The organism is Enterobacter cloacae complex sp. IR5403 (assembly GCF_049238705.1).
Taxonomy (GTDB): domain Bacteria; phylum Pseudomonadota; class Gammaproteobacteria; order Enterobacterales; family Enterobacteriaceae; genus Enterobacter; species Enterobacter hormaechei_C.
In genome coordinates this window covers 15,547-34,822 of record NZ_JBMKHP010000007.1, presented here as the reverse complement: position 1 = coordinate 34,822, position 19,276 = coordinate 15,547, and the positions used below count along the sequence as shown (strand labels likewise).

Sequence of the window (19,276 nt, the reverse complement as noted above, 5' to 3'; positions counted from 1 at the left end):
TTTGAAGGTATAGTAGAAGGGAGCCGCGCGGCTCCCTTTTTTTATGCCTGAACACGGAGTTATGCATGAAGGCTGTTACCCCTGAGAAGAGCGCTCCTTCCGGGAACCTTTCCCTTTTCCGCATCGCCTTTGCGGTGTTTCTGACCTATATGACCGTTGGCCTGCCGCTGCCGGTGATCCCCTTGTTTGTTCACCAGGAGCTGGGCTATGGCAACACCATGGTCGGTATTGCGGTGGGCATTCAGTTTTTAGCGACGGTATTAACCCGGGGCTACGCCGGTCGCCTGGCGGATCAGCACGGCGCAAAACGCTCGGCGTTGCAGGGCATGTTTGCCTGCGGGCTGGCGGGGGGAGCCTGGCTGCTGGCGGCGCTGTTGCCGATAGATGCAGCGTATAAATTCGCGCTGCTGGTGGCAGGGCGCCTGATCCTCGGCTTTGGCGAAAGCCAGCTGCTGACCGGCACCCTGACCTGGGGAATGGGGCTGGTGGGACCTGCGCGTTCCGGAAAAGTGATGTCCTGGAACGGGATGGCGATTTACGGCGCGCTGGCGGCAGGCGCACCGCTGGGGCTGCTGATCCACAGCCAGTTTGGTTTTGCGGCGCTGGCAGGCACTACCATGGTATTGCCGCTGCTGGCGTGGGCGTTTAACGGTTCGGTGCGTAAGGTGCCTGCCCATAAAGGCGAGCGTCCTTCGCTGTGGAGCGTGGTGGGGCAAATCTGGCAGCCGGGGCTTGGGCTGGCGCTTCAGGGGGTGGGCTTCGCGGTTATTGGTACCTTTGTCTCCCTCTATTTCATGAGCCGCGGCTGGGCGATGGCGGGCTTTACGCTGACGGCCTTTGGCGGCGCGTTTGTATTGATGCGCGTGCTGTTTGGCTGGATGCCGGATCGCTTTGGCGGCGTGAAGGTGGCCGTGGCGTCACTTGTCATTGAGACCGTGGGTCTGGTACTGCTCTGGCAGGCGCCGTCCGCATCCGTTGCGCTGCTGGGTGCGGCGTTAACCGGCTGCGGCTGCTCGCTGATCTTCCCGGCGCTTGGCGTTGAAGTGGTGAAGCGCGTGGCTCCGCAGGTGCGCGGCACGGCGCTGGGCGGCTATGCGGCGTTTCAGGATATCTCTTACGGCATCACCGGGCCGCTGGCGGGGCTGCTTGCAACGTCGTTTGGCTATCCTTCCGTATTTCTCGCCGGTGCAGTTTCTACGGTGGTGGGGATTGTGGTGACGCTGGTGGCGTTTCGCAGGTCGTAGTTTTTTGCCCGGTGGCGGCTTCGCCTTACCGGGCCTACAACCGCGCGAACCGTAGGCCGGGTAAGGCGAAGCCGCCACCCGGCAGTTTTAAGCCACCAGCCAGAAAATCGCTAGCGCAATCACCAACGCGATAAACATCAATCCCGGACGGGCAGAAAGCGTTTTGAACGTATCAACTACGGGGGCAAACAGCGGGTTGTAGATCGGCTGAATGTTTCTTACCTCCGGCACGCCGGCTTCCCGCTCGGCGCGGCGAACGAAGATCTGATTGAGCACATCCTGCACCTGCGCGGTGGTCAGCACCGTTTGCGGCGTAGCCTGCCAGCTCTGCTGAGCGTAATCCCGAATCAGATCGAACTCGTGCGGTTCCAGCGGTTGTTTCAGCGCCGCCTGTACGCTGTGCAGGGTAGGGGCACTCTGGGAGCTGAGCGTCTGACGCGCCTGGAGCCAGGTGACCAGATGGGTAAACTGTTTTGCCGGGATCATCTCGCCCGCTTTCACACCGGAAAGTTCCAGCATGGATTGCCAGATAAGCTTTGTGGGTTCGCCGGTAGCGGCAGCCAGCTTAGTGACCATCTGCTTGAGCGTATTATGCTCCGCAGGCTGCAATGGCCGTTCTGTAGACGGGCGCTGTTGCGGCTGCGGGATAGAAAGCTGATTGCTTTGCAGCAGGGTCAACACGGTTTTCAGCTGTTCCGGCGAAAGCTGGCTCAGGGCGGTATGACCGTACTGTTGACGGATAAAATCACTCACCGCCTGACGATTATTCCCCTGGCCCAACAGCTCGGTCAGCTGCGAGATAATCTGGCGGGTAGTATGTTGCTGCTGTGCGCTGGTAAGACGCTGGTTCAGGTTTTGTTCGGCGGCAGGGAAATGGCGCGACTGTAGCGGCGCATCGTTTCTGACGCCCAAATCGTGCTTAACGCCGGCCCACACCTCTGCGTTTTGCTGTGAGGTTAACGCAATAAGACGCGTGATCAGACGCTCCAGTACGGTGCGTTGCTGCGTGGAGAGCGGTTGTTCGCCTGGCGTGTTGGGCGTTACGGGGCCTTCACCCGGAGGGCGCGGAGGCGTACCTGAAATGGGCTGCATCGTCAAAAATCCTTAAAGTCAAACTCTGCGTAACCGGGCGGAGATATATGCCCGGCGGCGAGATTATGGCACACTTGGCAGGTTTACTTCCTCTCAAACAGGTACTCAAACGTGAAAATCCTCGTTGATGAAAATATGCCTTACGCCCGTGAGCTGTTCAGCCGCCTGGGTGAGGTTAAGGCTGTCCCTGGTCGCCCGATTCCGGTCAGCGAACTGGACGATGCAGACGCCCTGATGGTGCGTTCGGTGACCAAAGTAAATGAGGCGCTGCTCACCGGCAAAGGGGTTAAATTTGTCGGGACGGCAACGGCCGGGACCGATCATGTGGATGACCAGTGGCTTAAGCAGGCGGCGATTGGTTTTTCCGCGGCGCCAGGCTGTAACGCTATTGCCGTTGTGGAATATGTTTTCTCCTCGCTATTGATGCTGGCCGAGCGCGATGGTTTTGCGCTGAAAGACCGCACCGTCGGGATTGTGGGGGTGGGCAACGTGGGCGGACGTCTGCAAAAGCGTCTGGAAGCCTGGGGTATCCGCACCCTGCTGTGCGATCCGCCGCGTAAGGATAACGGCGATGACGGGGATTTCCGCTCGCTGGATGAGCTGGTCGACGAGTGCGACGTCATCACCTTCCATACGCCGCTCTTTAAAGAGGGGCCGTACAAGACTCTGCACCTGGCCGACGAAAAGCTGATCCGCCGTCTGAAGGCTGGCACTATTCTGATAAATGCCTGCCGGGGACCGGTGGTGGATAACGCGGCGCTGCTGGCATGTCTCGACGAAGGACAAGATCTTAGCGTCGTGCTCGACGTCTGGGAGCCAGAGCCGGATCTTAACGTCGCATTGCTGAATAAGGTGGACGTGGGTACCGCACATATCGCGGGTTATACCCTTGAAGGCAAAGCGCGTGGCACAACCCAGGTGTTTGAGGCTTACAGCGCCTTCATCGGCCATCCGCAGCAGGTGGCGCTGGATACGCTGCTGCCCGCCCCGGAATTTGGTCGCATTACCCTTCATGGCCCGCTGGATGAGGCAACGCTGAAAAGACTGGTGCATTTGGTGTATGATGTGCGCCGCGATGACGCGCTGCTGCGTAAAGTGGCGGGTATTTCGGGTGAGTTTGACAAGCTGCGCAAAAATTACCTTGAGCGCCGCGAGTGGTCTTCCCTGTATGTCATGTGCGATGACGCGTCAGCGGCGGGGCTGCTGCATGAACTGGGATTTAACGCCGTTCACCACCCGGCACGTTAATGTCTTCTTAATGCTCCCTGTCGGATACTCCGGCAGGGACGCTTTTTTATTTCTGGAGTAAACCACCATGTCTGAAGGCTGGAACATTGCCATTTTGGGTGCCACTGGCGCCGTGGGCGAAGCCCTGCTTGAAACCCTTGCTGAGCGTCAGTTCCCGGTGGGTGAGATTTACGCACTGGCGCGTACCGACAGCGCAGGAGAACATCTGCGTTTCGGCGGCAAATCCGTGATGGTGCAGGATGCCGCCGCGTTTGACTGGACGCAGGCTCAGCTGGCGTTTTTTGCCGCAGGGGCGGAAGCCACGGCGTCTTACATTGAAGAAGCGACCAGTTCAGGCTGTCTGGTGATCGACCTGAGCGGCCTGTTCTCCCTGGAGCCGGATGTGCCGCTGGTGGTGCCGGACGTTAACCCGTTTGTGCTGGCTGACTACCGCAACCGCAACATCATTGCAGTACCGAACAGCCTCACCAGCCAGCTGCTGACCGCGCTTAAGCCGCTGATCGACGACGGTGGCCTGTCGCGTATTTCCGTGACCAGCCTGCTGTCAGCCTCCGCTAACGGTAAAAAAGCCGTAGACGCACTGGCAGGGCAGAGCGCGAAGCTGCTGAACGGTATCCCGATCGACGAAGATGATTTCTTTGGCCGCCAGCTGGCGTTCAACATGCTGCCGCTGCTGCCGGATCGTGAAGGTTCGGTGCGGGAAGAGCGTCGTATCGTCGATGAAGCACGCAAAATTTTGCAGGATGACGGGCTGATGATCTCCGCGAATGTCGTGCAGTCTCCGGTCTTTTACGGCCACGCGCAGATGGTCGGGTTTGAAGCCCTGCGTCCGCTGGCGGCTGAAGAAGCCCGCGACGCGTTTGGCCGCGGAGAGGACATTGTCCTGTCCGAAGAGAGCGAATTCCCGACGCAGGTGGGCGACGCCACCGGCAGCGCGCATCTCTCTGTGGGCTGTGTGCGTAACGATTACGGTATGCCTGAGCAGGTGCAGTTCTGGTCCGTTGCCGACAACGTGCGTTTTGGCGGCGCGCTGATGGCGGTCAAAATCGCGGAAAAACTGGTGCAGGAGTATCTGTACTGATGTCAGATGTGGAACAAAAGCCGGTCCACAGAATTGCCCTCGGCATTGAGTACGATGGCAGTAAATACTATGGCTGGCAGCGTCAGAATGAGGTGCGCAGCGTCCAGGAGAAGCTGGAGAAAGCGCTCTCTCAGGTAGCGAATGAACCGATAAGCGTCTTCTGTGCGGGCCGCACCGATGCCGGCGTTCACGGCACGGGGCAGGTGGTGCATTTTGACACCACCGCCGTGCGCAAAGACGCGGCCTGGACGCTGGGTGTAAATGCGAATTTACCTGGTGACATTGCCGTGCGTTGGGTGAAAGCTGTGCCGGATGATTTTCACGCGCGTTTCAGCGCGACGGCGCGGCGCTACCGTTATGTCATCTACAACCAGCGCCTGCGTCCGGCGGTGTTAAGCCAGGGCGTGACGCATTTTTATGAACCGCTGGATGCAGAACGTATGCAGCGTGCGGCGCAGTGTCTGATTGGAGAAAATGATTTTACGTCGTTTCGTGCGGTGCAGTGTCAGTCCCGTACGCCGTGGCGTAACGTCATGCACATTAACGTCAGTCGTTATGGCGCGTATGTGGTGGTGGATATCAAAGCCAATGCCTTTGTACATCATATGGTGCGGAATATTGTAGGCAGCCTGATGGAAGTGGGCGCCGGACACCAGCCGGAGAGCTGGATTGCAGAACTGCTGGCAGCGAAGGACAGAACGCTTGCGGCAGCAACGGCGAAAGCGGAAGGTCTGTATCTGGTTTCGGTGGATTATCCGGACCGGTTCGACCTGCCAAAACCGCCAATGGGCCCGCTGTTTTTAGCGGACTAAACAAAGGTGCAATTAGGGCTTAGACAATATGGACGTAATACGTTTTCTGATTGATTTCATCCTGCATATTGATGTTCACCTGGCGGAGCTGGTCGCGCAGTACGGCGTCTGGGTGTACGCCATTCTGTTCCTCATTCTGTTCTGTGAAACCGGCCTTGTGGTTACGCCGTTCCTGCCGGGAGATTCACTGCTGTTCGTGGCGGGCGCGTTATCCGCACTGCCAACGAATGACCTGAATGTCCATCTGATGGTGGTCCTGATGATCATCGCCGCGATTGTTGGTGATGCGGTCAACTACACCATCGGGCGGGTGTTTGGCGAGCGGTTGTTCAGTAATCCGGACTCGAAGATTTTCCGCCGCAGTTATTTAGATAAGACCCATGCGTTCTATGAGCGCCATGGCGGTAAGACCATTATCCTTGCCCGTTTTGTGCCTATTGTGCGTACATTTGCACCGTTTGTAGCGGGAATGGGTCACATGTCCTATCGTCATTTTGCAATGTATAACGTGGTGGGCGCACTGCTGTGGGTACTGCTGTTTACCTATGCGGGCTACCTGTTTGGCGATCTGCCTGTGGTTCAGGAAAATCTTAAGTTACTGATAGTAGCGATTATTGTGCTTTCCGTGCTGCCGGGTGTGATCGAAATCATTCGTCACAAACGCGCGGCGGCAAAACAAGCGAAGTAAATGCACGCTGGCGGTTCGACCACTTTTTTATCCAAAGTTTCGGGCTGTTATGTTTTAATGTGCAACATTCATGGTCTGTTGGAGGCAAAAATGGCATTATTCGCCTCTTACAGCAAAACTGGCATACGACCAGGTTCAGGCAGAAAGGTTATCAATGAGCTGGATTGAACGAATTAAAAGCAACATTACCCCAACGCGTAAAGCGAGCATTCCTGAAGGGGTATGGACGAAGTGTGATAGCTGCGGCCAGGTTCTGTATCGCGCAGAGCTGGAACGCAATCTTGAGGTGTGTCCGAAGTGTGACCACCATATGCGTATGTCGGCGCGTAACCGCCTGCATAGCCTGCTGGACGAAGGTTCTCTGGTAGAACTGGGCAGCGAACTGGAGCCAAAAGATGTGCTTAAGTTCCGCGACTCCAAAAAATACAAAGATCGTCTGGCCTCTGCGCAGAAAGAGACCGGCGAGAAAGACGCGCTGATCGTCATGAAAGGCACCCTGCATGAGATGCCGGTGGTTGCCGCCGCGTTTGAGTTCTCCTTTATGGGCGGCTCAATGGGCTCTGTGGTTGGCGCGCGTTTCGTGCGTGCCGTTGAGCAGGCGCTGGAAGACAACTGCCCGCTGATCTGCTTCTCCGCCTCCGGTGGCGCACGTATGCAGGAAGCGCTGATGTCCCTGATGCAGATGGCGAAAACCTCTGCGGCGCTGGCGAAAATGCAGGAGCGCGGTCTGCCGTACATCTCGGTACTGACCGACCCAACCATGGGCGGCGTTTCTGCAAGCTTCGCGATGCTGGGCGACCTGAACATCGCTGAGCCAAAAGCGCTGATCGGCTTTGCCGGTCCTCGCGTTATCGAGCAAACCGTACGTGAGAAACTGCCGCCGGGCTTCCAGCGCAGTGAGTTCCTCATTGAGAAGGGCGCCATCGACATGATCGTCCGCCGTCCGGAAATGCGCCTGAAACTGGCCAGCATTCTGGCGAAGCTGATGAATCTGCCGACGCCGAACCCGGATGAACCGCGCGAAGGCGTGGTGGTACCGGATCAGGAACCCGAGGCCTGATAACTGAAAAGGGCAGGGCCGAATGGCGCTGCCCTTTTGCTTTCTAAACCGTTAATGACAACCGGGCATCATGGAAAATAAAAGCATTCCTCAAGCCACGTCGCCCCTGGCCGCGTGGCTTTCTTATCTGGAAAACCTGCACAGTAAAACTATCGACATGGGCCTTGAGCGCGTAAGCCAGGTTGCCGCGCGTCTTGACGTGCTGAAACCCGCGCCTTTCGTGTTTACCGTCGCCGGGACTAACGGTAAAGGCACTACCTGCCGCACGCTGGAATCTGTCCTGATGGCGGCGGGGTACAAGGTTGGCGTTTACAGCTCGCCGCATCTGGTGCGCTATACCGAGCGCGTGCGGGTGCAAAACACCGAGCTGGCGGAATCGGCCCATACGGCGTCGTTTGCCGCTATCGAAGCGGCGCGCGGCGAAACCTCATTAACCTATTTCGAATACGGCACCCTGTCGGCGCTGTGGCTGTTTAAGCAGGCGCAGCTGGACGTGGTGATCCTGGAAGTGGGGCTGGGTGGGCGTCTGGATGCTACCAATATGGTGGATGCGGATGTCGCCGTCGTCACCAGCATCGCGCTGGATCACACCGACTGGCTGGGCCCGGACCGCGAGAGCATTGGCCGTGAGAAGGCCGGTATTTTCCGGGCCAATAAGCCTGCCGTGGTAGGCGAACCGGACATGCCGCATACCATTGCTGAGGTAGCGAAAGAGAAGGGCGCTCGTCTGCTGCGTCGCGGCGTGGACTGGCAGTATGAGGTGCAGGACAACGGCTGGCGCTTCAGCGATGCGCAGGGCGTGCTGGAGAATCTGCCGCTGCCGCAGGTGCCACAGCCTAACGCGGCGACTGCGCTGGCAGCCCTGCGCGCCAGCGGATTAGCGGTAAGCGAGCAGGCGATCCGCGATGGCATTCAGAACGCACTGTTACCGGGACGTTTTCAGATTGTGAGTGAGTCGCCGCGTCTGATTCTGGATGTTGCACATAATCCGCATGCGGCGGCGTACCTCGCAGGACGTCTCAAATCGTTACCAAAAACCGGGCGCGTGCTGGCGGTTATCGGTATGCTTCATGATAAAGATATCGGCGGCACGCTGGCCTGCATGGAGAGTGTGGTCGATAGCTGGTATTGTGCTCCTCTGGAAGGGCCGCGCGGCGCGACTGCTGAGCAGTTGATGGAACATCTCGGCAAAGGCGAAATCTACAGCAGTGTGGTTTCGGCCTGGCGTGCCGCGATGGCGGAGGCTAAACCAGAAGATACCGTGCTGGTGTGTGGGTCATTCCACACGGTGGCACATGTCATGGAAGTGATGGACGCGGGGAGAACCGGTGGCGAGTAAGTTTCAGAACCGTTTAACAGGAACCATTGTGCTGGTCGCGCTCGGGGTGATTATTCTCCCGGGACTGCTCGACGGGCAAAAAAAGCATTACCAGGATGAATTTGCGGCCATTCCGCTGGTACCCAAACCGGGCGATCGCGATGAGCCCGATATGCTGCCAGCGGCAACGCAGGCGCTGCCTGCCCAGCCGCCAGAAGGCGCAGCGGAAGAGGTGCGCGCAGGTGATGCAGCCGCGCCGTCGCTCGATCCTTCGCGTCTGGCGACGAACAATAACATCGAGATTGATCCGGTGCCGGTAGAACAGCCTAAGCCTGTTGAGAAGCCGAAACCGGTGGAGAAGCCGCAGCCGAAACCGCAGCGGGATAAAGCGGCCGAGCAACTGGCAGCCGCCTCAGAAACGCCACCGCCGGCAAAACAGGACGCGGCCCCTACCGGAAAAGCCTATGTTGTTCAGCTCGGTGCATTGAAAAATGCAGATAAGGTCAATGAGATCGTGAGTAAACTGCGCGGCGCGGGATACCGTGTTTATACTTCACCCACCACGCCGGTACAGGGTAAAATTACCCGTATCCTCGTGGGGCCGGATGCGTCTAAAGATAAGCTCAAAGGTTCGCTTGGCGAGCTGAAGCAAATCTCCGGCCTGAGCGGTGTGGTGATGAACTACAGCGCCAACTGATAGAAATTATCCCCTCACCCTGACCCTCTCCCCAGAGGGGCGAGGGGACGGTTTGCTCCCTCTCCATTGAGGGAGAGGGCCGGGATGAGGGGGAGGCAGACGTTCACAGAAACGTCAAAGTTGCGGGGGCGTTGAGCATTTTTTCAGCGCCTTTTTTATTTACGCGTGGGAAGGAAATCCCTACGCAAACGTTTTCTTTTTCTGTTAGAATTCGCCCCGAACTGGATGACAGGGCGTTAAATCGTGGGACACATATGGTCTGGATTGATTACGCCATCATTGCGGTGATTGGTTTTTCCTGTCTGGTTAGCCTGATCCGTGGCTTTGTTCGTGAAGCGTTATCGCTGGTAACCTGGGGTTGTGCTTTCTTTGTTGCCAGTCATTACTACACTTACCTGTCTGTCTGGTTCACGGGCTTTGAAGATGAACTGGTCCGAAACGGAATCGCCATCGCGGTGCTGTTTATCGCGACGCTGATTGTCGGCGCTATCGTCAATTACGTGATAGGCCAGCTGGTCGAGAAAACCGGTCTGTCAGGAACGGACAGGGTGCTCGGGATCTGTTTCGGCGCGTTGCGAGGCGTGCTCATTGTGGCCGCGATCCTGTTCTTCCTGGATACCTTTACCGGGTTCTCCAAAAGTGAAGACTGGCAAAAATCGCAGCTCATTCCGGAGTTCAGCTTCATCATCAGATGGTTCTTTGACTATCTGCAAAGCTCGTCGAGTTTCTTGCCCAGGGCATAAACCCTGAGATGTGGCTTAACGAGGAAAAGACGAATGTGCGGTATTGTCGGTATCGCCGGTTTCATGCCGGTAAACCAGTCGATTTATGACGCGTTAACGGTGCTTCAGCACCGTGGGCAGGATGCTGCGGGTATCATCACCATTGATGCAAACAACTGCTTCCGTTTACGCAAGGCGAATGGCCTGGTAAACGATGTGTTTGAAGCCCGCCATATGCAGCGTCTGCAAGGTAATATGGGGATCGGTCACGTTCGTTATCCTACTGCTGGCAGTTCCAGCGCCTCTGAGGCTCAGCCTTTTTACGTTAACTCCCCGTATGGCATCACGCTTGCCCACAATGGCAATCTGACCAATGCCCACGAGCTGCGTAAAAAGCTGTTCGAAGAGAAACGTCGCCACATTAACACCACGTCTGATTCTGAAATCCTGCTCAATATCTTTGCCAGCGAACTGGATAACTTCCGCCATTATCCGCTGGAAGCAGACAACATTTTTGCCGCCGTTGCCGCGACTAACCGCCAGATCCGTGGCGCGTACGCTTGCGTAGCGATGATCATCGGTCACGGCATGGTGGCCTTCCGCGATCCAAACGGCATTCGCCCGCTGGTGCTCGGCAAACGAGACCTCGGCGATGGCCGTTCCGAGTACATGGTTGCCTCCGAAAGCGTGGCGCTGGACACTCTGGGCTTCGAATTCCTGCGTGATGTCGCGCCAGGCGAAGCGGTCTACATTACTGAGAAGGGCCAGCTGTTTACCCGTCAGTGCGCCGACAACCCGGTGAGCAACCCGTGCCTGTTCGAATACGTTTACTTCGCGCGTCCGGACTCATTCATCGACAAGATTTCCGTTTACAGCGCGCGCGTCAACATGGGGACGAAGCTGGGCGAGAAGATTGCCCGCGAGTGGGACGATCTCGACATCGACGTCGTGATCCCAATCCCTGAAACCTCCTGTGATATCGCGCTGGAAATTGCCCGTATTCTGGACAAGCCGTACCGTCAGGGCTTCGTAAAAAACCGCTACGTGGGCCGCACCTTTATCATGCCGGGCCAGCAGCTGCGTCGTAAGTCCGTACGTCGTAAGCTGAACGCTAACCGTGCCGAGTTCCGCGACAAGAACGTGCTGCTGGTGGACGACTCCATTGTGCGCGGCACGACGTCTGAGCAGATCATCGAGATGGCGCGTGAGGCCGGGGCGAAGAAAGTGTATCTCGCCTCCGCAGCGCCGGAAATTCGCTTCCCGAACGTGTATGGCATTGATATGCCAACCGCTAACGAGCTGATTGCTCACGGTCGTGAAGTAGACGAAATTCGGCAGATCATCGGTGCCGACGGCCTGATTTTCCAGGATCTGAACGATTTGATCGACGCGGTGCGCGCCGAGAACCCGGATATTCAGCAGTTCGAATGCTCGGTATTCAATGGGATCTACGTAACGAAAGACGTTGACCAGCAGTATCTCGACTATCTGGATTCGCTGCGTAACGACGATGCGAAAGCCGTCCAGCTGCAAAACGATCTCGAAAGCTTAGAGATGCACAACGAAGGTTGATGCGTATGCAGGTGAGGGCGCTCGCCCTCACTTGCAACTCCCCGTAAAATCCTGCACAGTCTGCCCTGAAATCAGCAAGGGCGAAAATCATGAAACGACTCATTGTAGGGATCAGCGGTGCCAGCGGCGCGATTTATGGCGTCCGGCTTTTACAGGTGCTGCGTGACGTTGCAGGCGTAGAAACCCATCTGGTGATGAGCCAGGCGGCGCGTCAGACCCTCTCTCTTGAAACCGATCTCTCCCTGCGCGACGTTCAGGCCCTGGCTGACGTTGTCCACGATGCCCGCGATATCGCCGCCAGCATCTCTTCGGGCTCGTTTAAAACGGCCGGCATGGTTATTTTGCCCTGTTCGATTAAAACCCTTTCCGGCATTGTAAACAGCTATACCGACACGCTGGTGACGCGTGCAGCGGATGTGGTGCTGAAAGAGCGTCGTCCTCTGGTGCTCTGCGTGCGGGAAACGCCGCTGCATCTGGGACATCTGCGTTTAATGACGCAGGCAGCCGAACTGGGGGCCGTGATTATGCCGCCGGTCCCCGCGTTCTATCATCGTCCGCAAACGCTGGACGATGTCATCAACCAGACCGTTAACCGCGTACTGGATCAGTTCGATATCGACCTGCCGGAAGATCTCTTTACCCGCTGGCAGGGGGCGTGAAGCTGTGCACAAACAAGGTGCATGAAAAGACAATTTGCCCTGTTTCAGGGCAAAACTGCAACCGCGATCATATCCTCGACATTTAATTCGCTTTTTCCCTTTTTCTCTTTCCGGTTCGTTCGGCAGACCTGCTATCTTTCACCATTAAGGCAGTATCGCAACGTTTTATTAACATATTTAACGTCGTAGTTTTAACCCGACGACAATGTGGCATAAGACCTGCAAGAGCAGCCTGCAACACAACACACAACATAAACCATAATAAAATCACGGTTCTTGAGGGTAAATGTATGAAGAAGACGGTTCTGGCTCTGTCTTTGCTCGTGGGCTTGAGTGCAGCAGCAAGTAGCTATGCAGCGCTTCCACAGACAGTTCGTATCGGTACAGACGCAACCTACGCGCCATTCTCCTCCAAGGATGCGAAAGGCGATTTCGTGGGGTTTGATATCGATCTGGGAAATGAGATGTGCAAACGCATGGAAGTGAAATGCACATGGGTGGGCAGTGACTTTGACGCGCTGATCCCGTCGCTGAAAGCCAAGAAAATTGATGCCATTATCTCTTCTCTCTCCATCACGGAAAAACGTCAGCAGGAGATCGCCTTCTCTGAGAAGCTCTACGCTGCCGACTCACGTCTGATTGCCGCGAAAGGCTCGCCAATCCAGCCGACCATCGACTCGCTGAAAGGCAAACATGTTGGCGTGCTTCAGGGCTCGACCCAGGAAGGTTACGCCAATGCTAACTGGCGCGAGAAGGGCGTCGATGTGGTGGCTTACCAGAACCAGGATCTGATCTACTCTGACCTGGCGGCAGGCCGTCTGGATGCCGCGTTTCAGGATGAAGTCGCCGCGAGCGAAGGCTTCCTGAAACAGCCTGCGGGTAAAGAGTACGCCTTTGCTGGCCCGTCGGTAAAAGACAAAAAATACTTTGGCGACGGTACCGGTATTGGCCTGCGTAAGGATGATACCGAGCTGAAAGCCGCCTTCGACAAAGCGTTTAATGAGCTGCGTAAAGACGGTACCTACGACAAACTGGCGAAGAAATACTTCGATTTCAACGTCTACGGTGATTAATGCCTGAATGAGATGCACTGAAGTGGTGCATCCCGGCAGGGTTATGTTCCAGTATGGTGCAATGCATGCACCATACTGGATCGCTGTGTGCATAGTTAAGCATTTAAAATGCAAAAATTCCCGTTCAAAGGCATTAATCTTTGCCTGAATGAGGGGATTAATGGCACATTAACAACACCCCGTCGTCGTAAAAATCTCGTATTAAGACAGTTTGTTGAGGACAGATATGAAAAAACTGGTGTTGTCACTTTCTATGGTACTGGCTTTTTCCAGCGCCACCGCGGCATTCGCAGCAATTCCGCAGAAAATTCGTATTGGAACTGACCCAACCTATGCACCTTTCGAATCGAAGAATGCGAAGGGGGAACTGGTCGGTTTTGACATCGATCTGGCTAACGAGCTGTGCAAACGCATTAAAGCGCAATGTACCTACGTTGAAAACCCGCTGGATGCGCTGATCCCGTCCCTGAAAGCGAAGAAAATTGACGTGATCATGTCCTCCCTGTCCATCACAGAGAAACGTCAGCAGGAGATTGCCTTTACGGACAAACTCTACGCGGCAGATTCCCGTCTGGTGGTGGCGAAATCCTCTGACATTCAGCCAACCCTTGAATCTCTGAAAGGCAAACGCGTGGGCGTGTTGCAGGGTACGACGCAGGAAACCTACGGCAACGAGCACTGGGCGCCAAAGGGGATTGAAATTGTCTCTTACCAGGGCCAGGAAAACATCTACGCAGACCTCACGGCAGGCCGTATTGACGCGGCATTCCAGGATGAAGTGGCGGCAAGCGAAGGCTTCCTGAAACAGCCTGTGGGTAAAGATTACAAGTTCGGCGGTCCGTCCATTAAGGACGAAAAACTCTTTGGCGTCGGTACCGGTATGGGACTGCGTAAAGAAGACAACGAACTGCGTGAAGCCCTGAACAAAGCGTTCGCCGAGATGCGCGCGGACGGCACCTATGACAAGCTGGCTAAAAAGTACTTCGATTTTAACGTTTACGGCGGCTAATCGCCCCGTCTGATAACGTGCGGCCCCTCCCGTTGCGGGAGGGGAAAAGACACGGTTCCACCACTCACGAGACGACAGGGCACGCGGTATGCTGTACGGATTTTCTGGCGTTATTTTACAGGGCGCGCTTGTCACCCTTGAGCTGGCTATCAGCTCCGTGGTGCTGGCGGTGCTGATAGGCCTGGCGGGCGCGGGGGCAAAATTATCCGCCAACAGACCGCTGGCGCTGATATTTGAAGGCTATACCACGCTGATTCGCGGCGTGCCTGACCTGGTGCTGATGCTGCTGATCTTTTACGGCCTGCAAATCGCACTTAACGGCGTGACGGATGCCATCGGCATGGAGCAGATCGATATCGACCCGATGGTGGCCGGTATTATTACCCTTGGTTTTATCTACGGTGCCTATTTCACTGAGACTTTCCGCGGCGCTTACATGGCCGTGCCGAAAGGGCATATTGAAGCGGCGACCGCCTACGGTTTTACCTCCTCACAAACGTTTCGCCGGATCATGTTCCCGGCCATGATGCGCTACGCGCTGCCGGGCATCGGTAACAACTGGCAGGTTATTCTCAAGGCTACGGCGCTGGTCTCCCTGCTGGGTCTGGAAGATGTGGTGAAGGCCACGCAGCTGGCGGGTAAAAGCACCTGGGAACCGTTCTATTTTGCGGTGGTTTGCGGCGTAATTTATCTGGTCTTTACGACCGTCTCCAATGGTGTGCTGCTTCTGCTCGAACGTCGCTACTCCGTGGGTGTGAAGAGGGCTGACCTGTGATTGAGATTATTCAGGAGTACTGGAAATCCCTGCTGTGGACGGATGGCTACCGCTTTACTGGCGTGGCGATCACGCTGTGGCTGCTGATCTCCTCGGTGGTAATGGGCGGCATTCTGGCGGTGTTTCTCGCCATTGGCCGCGTGTCGAACAATAAATTTATCCAGTTCCCGATCTGGCTGTTCACCTACGTGTTTCGCGGTACGCCGCTGTACGTGCAGCTGCTGGTGTTCTATTCCGGGATGTACACGCTGGAGATCGTGAAAGGCACCGAGATGCTGAACGCGTTCTTCCGCAGCGGTCTGAACTGTACGGTGCTGGCGCTGACCCTCAATACTTGCGCCTATACCACCGAGATCTTCGCCGGGGCCATCCGGTCTGTGCCGCACGGTGAGATCGAGGCGGCGCGCGCGTACGGCTTCTCGTCCGTGAAGCTCTACCGCTGTATTATTCTGCCTTCGGCGCTGCGTATTGCGCTGCCGGCCTACAGCAACGAAGTGATTTTAATGCTGCATTCGACGGCACTGGCGTTTACCGCCACGGTACCGGATCTGTTAAAGATTGCCCGCGATATTAACTCTGCCACCTACCAGCCGTTTACGGCGTTTGGCATTGCGGCAGTGCTCTATTTGATCATTTCTTACGTCCTGATCAGCCTGTTCCGTAAGGCTGAAAAACGCTGGTTGCAGCATATAAAACCGTCGACGCACTGAGAATTTATGATGGCTGAGAACAAATTAAACGTAATTGATTTGCACAAGCGCTACGGCGAACATGAAGTGCTGAAAGGGGTGTCGCTGGAGGCTAACGCGGGCGACGTGATCAGTATTATCGGCTCATCAGGTTCGGGTAAAAGTACCTTCCTGCGCTGCATCAACTTCCTCGAAAAGCCGAGCGAAGGATCGATTGTGGTAAGCGGACAGAACATTAATATGGTCCGTGATAAAGACGGCCAGCTTAAAGTGGCGGATAAAAACCAGCTGCGCCTGCTGCGCACACGCCTGACGATGGTGTTCCAGCACTTCAACCTCTGGAGCCACATGACGGTGCTGGAGAACGTGATGGAAGCGCCGGTTCAGGTGCTCGGCTTAAGCAAGCAGGAAGCCCGCGAGCGTGCGGTCAAATACCTGGCGAAAGTGGGTATCGACGAGCGGCAGCAGATCAAATATCCGGTGCACCTGTCAGGGGGGCAGCAGCAGCGTGTTTCCATCGCCCGTGCGCTGGCGATGGAGCCGGAAGTGTTGCTGTTTGACGAACCGACTTCCGCGCTGGATCCTGAACTCGTTGGCGAAGTGCTGCGCATCATGCAAAAGCTGGCGGAAGAGGGCAAAACGATGGTGGTGGTGACGCACGAGATGGGCTTCGCCCGTAACGTTTCTAACCACGTTATCTTCCTGCATCAGGGCAAGATAGAAGAGCAGGGGCATCCGGACGAGGTGCTGGCGAACCCGCAAAGCCCGCGTTTGCAGCAGTTCCTGAAAGGCTCGTTGAAGTAGGTTTGGCCTTTCTCCCTCTCCCTGTGGGAGAGGGTCGGGGTGAGGGCATCAGGCCGCAGAGCCGCCCAATTGCCCGGTGGCGCTTCGCTTACCGGGCCTACAAACCCCGTAGGCCGGGCAAACGCAGTGCCGCCCGGCATTCAACACTCCAGCCGATACACCCAGTCGTCGTACCGTACGCCGTTAATCTCGTACGCCTTTTCCAGCACCTGCGTGCGCACAAAACCCGCTTTCTCAAGGACCCGCACCGACCCGACGTTATCCGCCAGCACGTACGCGTTTATCGCCTTCACGCCCGTCTGGTTAAATGCATACTCACACACCGCGCGCAGCGCCTCGCTGGCAATGCCTTTTCCCTGCGCGGCAGGCACAACCGTGTAGCCAATATCCGCCTCTTCACGGTTCGCCGGGCTGATTTGCAGGCCGATATCACCCAGCGGCGTATTATCATCCTGGAAACGGATCACAAAGACATGCTCCGCCATCAGGCGCGCGGCAAATACGCGGCGGGTCTCTTTTTCCGGCGTGATAGCGGCCATATAGCGCATGATGGCGGGGTCTTCGCGCAGAGTGCGGAAGAACGCCCAGTCAGAAGGTTCGAAAGGGGTGAGGTGAAGCCGGGTTGTGGTGATGGTTGCCATAGTTACGCCATATCATCCAGACATGGCGTATAACTCTAACATATTCACTGCACCACATCCCCCAGCGCCTCTTCCAGGTCATACCAGCGGAACGTAAACCCGGCCGCTTCCAGCCGTTTTGGCAGCGCGCGCTGCCCGCCCAGCACCAGCACCGAAGACTCACCCATCAGCAGACGAATCGCCGTCGCAGGCACGCGCAGCACCGTCGGGCGATGCAGGGCATGGCCCAGGGCGTGAGCAAACTGTTCATTACGTACGGGGTAAGGAGACACCATGTTAAACGGCCCGCGCAGGTCGTTATCCAGAAGCCAGAGAATGCCGTTGACCATATCGTCGATATGGATCCACGCCAGATACTGACGACCGTTGCCGATGGGCCCGCCAAGCCCCATTTTAAACGGCGGCAGCATTTTACCGAGAATACCGCCCTTCGGCGCAAGCACCACGCCGGTGCGCAGCAGGCAGACGCGGGTACGATCGCTCTGCGCCGCGCAGGCGATGCGCTCCCACTGGGCGCAGAGTTTATGGGTAAACTCGTTGTGCGGCGGCTCCTCTTCGGTCACCACCACTTCACCGAGATCGCCATAGTAGCCTGTAGCAGAGCCGGAAATCAGCACCGACGGCGGCGTCTCGCTGTTGCGAATCAGCTCAACCAGCCTTTCGGTCATGTTCCAGCGGCTGCTGCATAAACGCTGTTTTTGCTCCTCGGTCCAGCGTTTATCGGCGATAGGTTCGCCAGCAAGGTTGATGACGGCGTCAAAGCCGTTCAGATCCTGCCGTTCAGCCAGGCCTTTCCAGATCTCAACGCCGGCGCCCAGCACCTGGCGCGCTTTCTCCGGGCTGCGCGTGACCACGGTAATGTCATGATGCAACGCCTGTAAGCGTGGAATGAGATGGCGACCAATCAGGCCCGTACCGCCGGTGAGCAGGATCTTCATACAACCTCCAGGTTTACGCCTGGCGCTGCCAGCTTAACGTCATGGAGACGGAGTCGGCGTAGCGCAGGGCGTGAAGTTTATCGATCTCCACTTCAGCATAAGTGACCCAGTGGTGTTCGCGTGCGATGTCGAGCACATCCTGAGTTAATTTTTCCAGTAGCGCAAAACGGTTGTTCTCAACGTACTGGATGATGCTTTTGGTGATCGTGCGATAGTTCAGCGCGTCATTGATGTCTTCGCTGGCGCGCGCCTTGTCTGCCGGGTAGTGGATCACTACATTCACCACGATATCCTGGCGATTCGCGATTTCCTCCTCTTTGATACCAATGAACGTGCGTAAGCGTAAGTTTTTTATGCGAATAATAGCGTCATGCTGGGACATTGCAGGTCTTCTCCGTGTCAGTATTTTCACCTCATCATACATGAGGAGAACACCTGCACCCAACGGGGCGCAGGCTCAAATCTGATGGATTTTTTGCATGGCGCGTTCGGTGGCCGGGCGGGTCCGGATGCGCTCAAACCAGTTGTTCACCGCCGGATAAGTGGCCAGATCGATCCGGTGGCGTTCATGGGTGTTGATCCACGGCCAGCAGGCGATATCTGCGATGCTGTAATGCTCACCTCCCAGCCACGGTGATTTTTCCAGCCGACGGTTCAGGACCCCGTACAGGCGCTGGGTTTCGACCTGATATCGCTCAATGGCGTAAGGGATCGTCTGCGGCGCATAGGCGGTAAAGTGATGATTCTGCCCCAGCATTGGCCCCAGGCCGCTCGACTGCCAGAATAACCATTGCAGCGTGTGATGACGCTCGCGCAACTCACCGCTCAGGAGCTTGCCGGTTTTCTCTGCCAGATAGAGCAAAATCTCTCCAGACTCAAACAGGCTTAACGGTTTGCCGCCGTCAGAGGGCAGGTTATCAATGATGGCCGGAATTTTATTGTTGGGCGATATGGCCAGAAAAACGGGGCGGAACTGGTCGCCTTTACTGATATCAACGCGAATGATCCGGTAGTCCACTTCGGCTTCTTCAAGAAAAAGGGTGATCTTATGGCCATTAGGGGTGGGGGCATAATAGAGATCTATCATTCTCAACTCCTGTCAGTGCGAATAGTGTTGCCATGAAAAATCAGTATAGGTGCTTGTTGTAAATCGT

Annotated in this window: 21 protein-coding genes; 16 read left to right on the top strand and 5 right to left on the bottom strand. The window is 56.4% G+C overall.

What is annotated here, in order from left to right:
* The first annotated feature begins 65 nt into the window (after window positions 1-65).
* Window positions 66-1,244, top strand: coding sequence for an MFS transporter (locus ACOTW6_RS12035; protein WP_121478738.1), 1,179 nt, complete (start codon window positions 66-68; stop codon window positions 1,242-1,244).
* Between the two features lie 87 nt (window positions 1,245-1,331).
* Here ACOTW6_RS12035 and flk read toward each other — a convergent pair whose 3' ends face one another.
* Complete coding sequence (gene flk / locus ACOTW6_RS12030) at window positions 1,332-2,336, bottom strand: flagella biosynthesis regulator Flk (protein ID WP_062933249.1); 1,005 nt, start codon at window positions 2,334-2,336, stop codon at window positions 1,332-1,334.
* Between the two features lie 111 nt (window positions 2,337-2,447).
* Here flk and pdxB point away from each other — a divergent pair, with 111 nt between their 5' ends.
* The 15 genes from pdxB (at window position 2,448) to hisP (ending at window position 16,543) form a co-directional block, all read left to right on the top strand.
* Window positions 2,448-3,584, top strand: coding sequence for a 4-phosphoerythronate dehydrogenase PdxB (pdxB, locus tag ACOTW6_RS12025; protein ID WP_062933248.1), 1,137 nt, complete (start codon window positions 2,448-2,450; stop codon window positions 3,582-3,584).
* Window positions 3,585-3,651: 67 nt separating this feature from the next.
* Entirely contained in the window at window positions 3,652-4,665 is a 1,014-nt protein-coding gene (locus ACOTW6_RS12020; RefSeq protein WP_023304157.1) for an aspartate-semialdehyde dehydrogenase, read from the top strand.
* A complete protein-coding gene (gene truA, locus ACOTW6_RS12015) occupies window positions 4,665-5,477 on the top strand; it encodes a tRNA pseudouridine(38-40) synthase TruA (protein ID WP_001286071.1) in 813 nt (270 codons plus the stop codon). Before ACOTW6_RS12020 ends, truA begins: the two co-directional genes overlap by 1 nt.
* Before the next feature lie 28 nt (window positions 5,478-5,505).
* Window positions 5,506-6,165, top strand: coding sequence for a DedA family protein (locus ACOTW6_RS12010; RefSeq protein WP_003861406.1), 660 nt, complete (start codon window positions 5,506-5,508; stop codon window positions 6,163-6,165).
* Window positions 6,166-6,319: 154 nt separating this feature from the next.
* On the top strand, window positions 6,320-7,225 hold the full coding sequence (accD, locus tag ACOTW6_RS12005; RefSeq protein WP_047053266.1) for an acetyl-CoA carboxylase, carboxyltransferase subunit beta: 906 nt from the start codon (window positions 6,320-6,322) through the stop codon (window positions 7,223-7,225).
* A gap of 70 nt (window positions 7,226-7,295) precedes the next feature.
* Window positions 7,296-8,564, top strand: a complete 1,269-nt coding sequence (gene folC / locus ACOTW6_RS12000) for a bifunctional tetrahydrofolate synthase/dihydrofolate synthase (RefSeq protein ID WP_017383445.1) — start codon at window positions 7,296-7,298, stop codon at window positions 8,562-8,564.
* Window positions 8,554-9,240, top strand: coding sequence for a cell division protein DedD (gene dedD / locus ACOTW6_RS11995; protein ID WP_023300639.1), 687 nt, complete (start codon window positions 8,554-8,556; stop codon window positions 9,238-9,240). Before folC ends, dedD begins: the two co-directional genes overlap by 11 nt.
* 254 nt (window positions 9,241-9,494) lie before the next feature.
* On the top strand, window positions 9,495-9,983 hold the full coding sequence (gene cvpA / locus ACOTW6_RS11990) for a colicin V production protein (RefSeq protein WP_000262116.1): 489 nt from the start codon (window positions 9,495-9,497) through the stop codon (window positions 9,981-9,983).
* 33 nt (window positions 9,984-10,016) lie between these two features.
* Window positions 10,017-11,534 (top strand): amidophosphoribosyltransferase, encoded by a 1,518-nt coding sequence (gene purF, locus ACOTW6_RS11985; protein ID WP_008502595.1) that lies wholly within the window; start codon window positions 10,017-10,019, stop codon window positions 11,532-11,534.
* 89 nt (window positions 11,535-11,623) lie between these two features.
* Window positions 11,624-12,193 (top strand): UbiX family flavin prenyltransferase, encoded by a 570-nt coding sequence (locus ACOTW6_RS11980; protein WP_015572254.1) that lies wholly within the window; start codon window positions 11,624-11,626, stop codon window positions 12,191-12,193.
* A gap of 290 nt (window positions 12,194-12,483) precedes the next feature.
* A complete protein-coding gene (argT, locus tag ACOTW6_RS11975) occupies window positions 12,484-13,266 on the top strand; it encodes a lysine/arginine/ornithine ABC transporter substrate-binding protein ArgT (protein WP_015572255.1) in 783 nt (260 codons plus the stop codon).
* 226 nt (window positions 13,267-13,492) lie between these two features.
* Window positions 13,493-14,275 (top strand): histidine ABC transporter substrate-binding protein HisJ, encoded by a 783-nt coding sequence (gene hisJ, locus ACOTW6_RS11970; protein WP_047732655.1) that lies wholly within the window; start codon window positions 13,493-13,495, stop codon window positions 14,273-14,275.
* 88 nt (window positions 14,276-14,363) lie between these two features.
* A complete protein-coding gene (locus tag ACOTW6_RS11965) occupies window positions 14,364-15,050 on the top strand; it encodes a histidine ABC transporter permease HisQ (protein WP_015572256.1) in 687 nt (228 codons plus the stop codon).
* Complete coding sequence (locus ACOTW6_RS11960; protein WP_003861424.1) at window positions 15,047-15,760, top strand: ABC transporter permease; 714 nt, start codon at window positions 15,047-15,049, stop codon at window positions 15,758-15,760. The genes ACOTW6_RS11965 and ACOTW6_RS11960 overlap by 4 nt, the downstream gene beginning before the upstream one ends.
* Before the next feature lie 9 nt (window positions 15,761-15,769).
* Entirely contained in the window at window positions 15,770-16,543 is a 774-nt protein-coding gene (hisP, locus tag ACOTW6_RS11955; RefSeq protein WP_003861426.1) for a histidine ABC transporter ATP-binding protein HisP, read from the top strand.
* Between the two features lie 140 nt (window positions 16,544-16,683).
* On the opposite strand, the gene ACOTW6_RS11950 is transcribed toward hisP, so the two are convergent.
* From ACOTW6_RS11950 to yfcG, 4 genes are all read right to left on the bottom strand, one after another.
* Window positions 16,684-17,184 (bottom strand): GNAT family N-acetyltransferase, encoded by a 501-nt coding sequence (locus ACOTW6_RS11950; RefSeq protein WP_121478740.1) that lies wholly within the window; start codon window positions 17,182-17,184, stop codon window positions 16,684-16,686.
* A 44-nt stretch (window positions 17,185-17,228) separates the two neighbouring features.
* Window positions 17,229-18,122, bottom strand: coding sequence for a TIGR01777 family oxidoreductase (locus ACOTW6_RS11945; RefSeq protein ID WP_121478741.1), 894 nt, complete (start codon window positions 18,120-18,122; stop codon window positions 17,229-17,231).
* Between the two features lie 13 nt (window positions 18,123-18,135).
* The gene (folX, locus tag ACOTW6_RS11940) at window positions 18,136-18,504 is read right to left on the bottom strand and encodes a dihydroneopterin triphosphate 2'-epimerase (protein WP_003861432.1); all 369 of its coding nucleotides are present in this window, start codon (window positions 18,502-18,504) and stop codon (window positions 18,136-18,138) included.
* Window positions 18,505-18,579: 75 nt separating this feature from the next.
* The gene (gene yfcG, locus ACOTW6_RS11935) at window positions 18,580-19,209 is read right to left on the bottom strand and encodes a GSH-dependent disulfide bond oxidoreductase (RefSeq protein WP_003861434.1); all 630 of its coding nucleotides are present in this window, start codon (window positions 19,207-19,209) and stop codon (window positions 18,580-18,582) included.
* Window positions 19,210-19,276 lie beyond the last annotated feature (67 nt).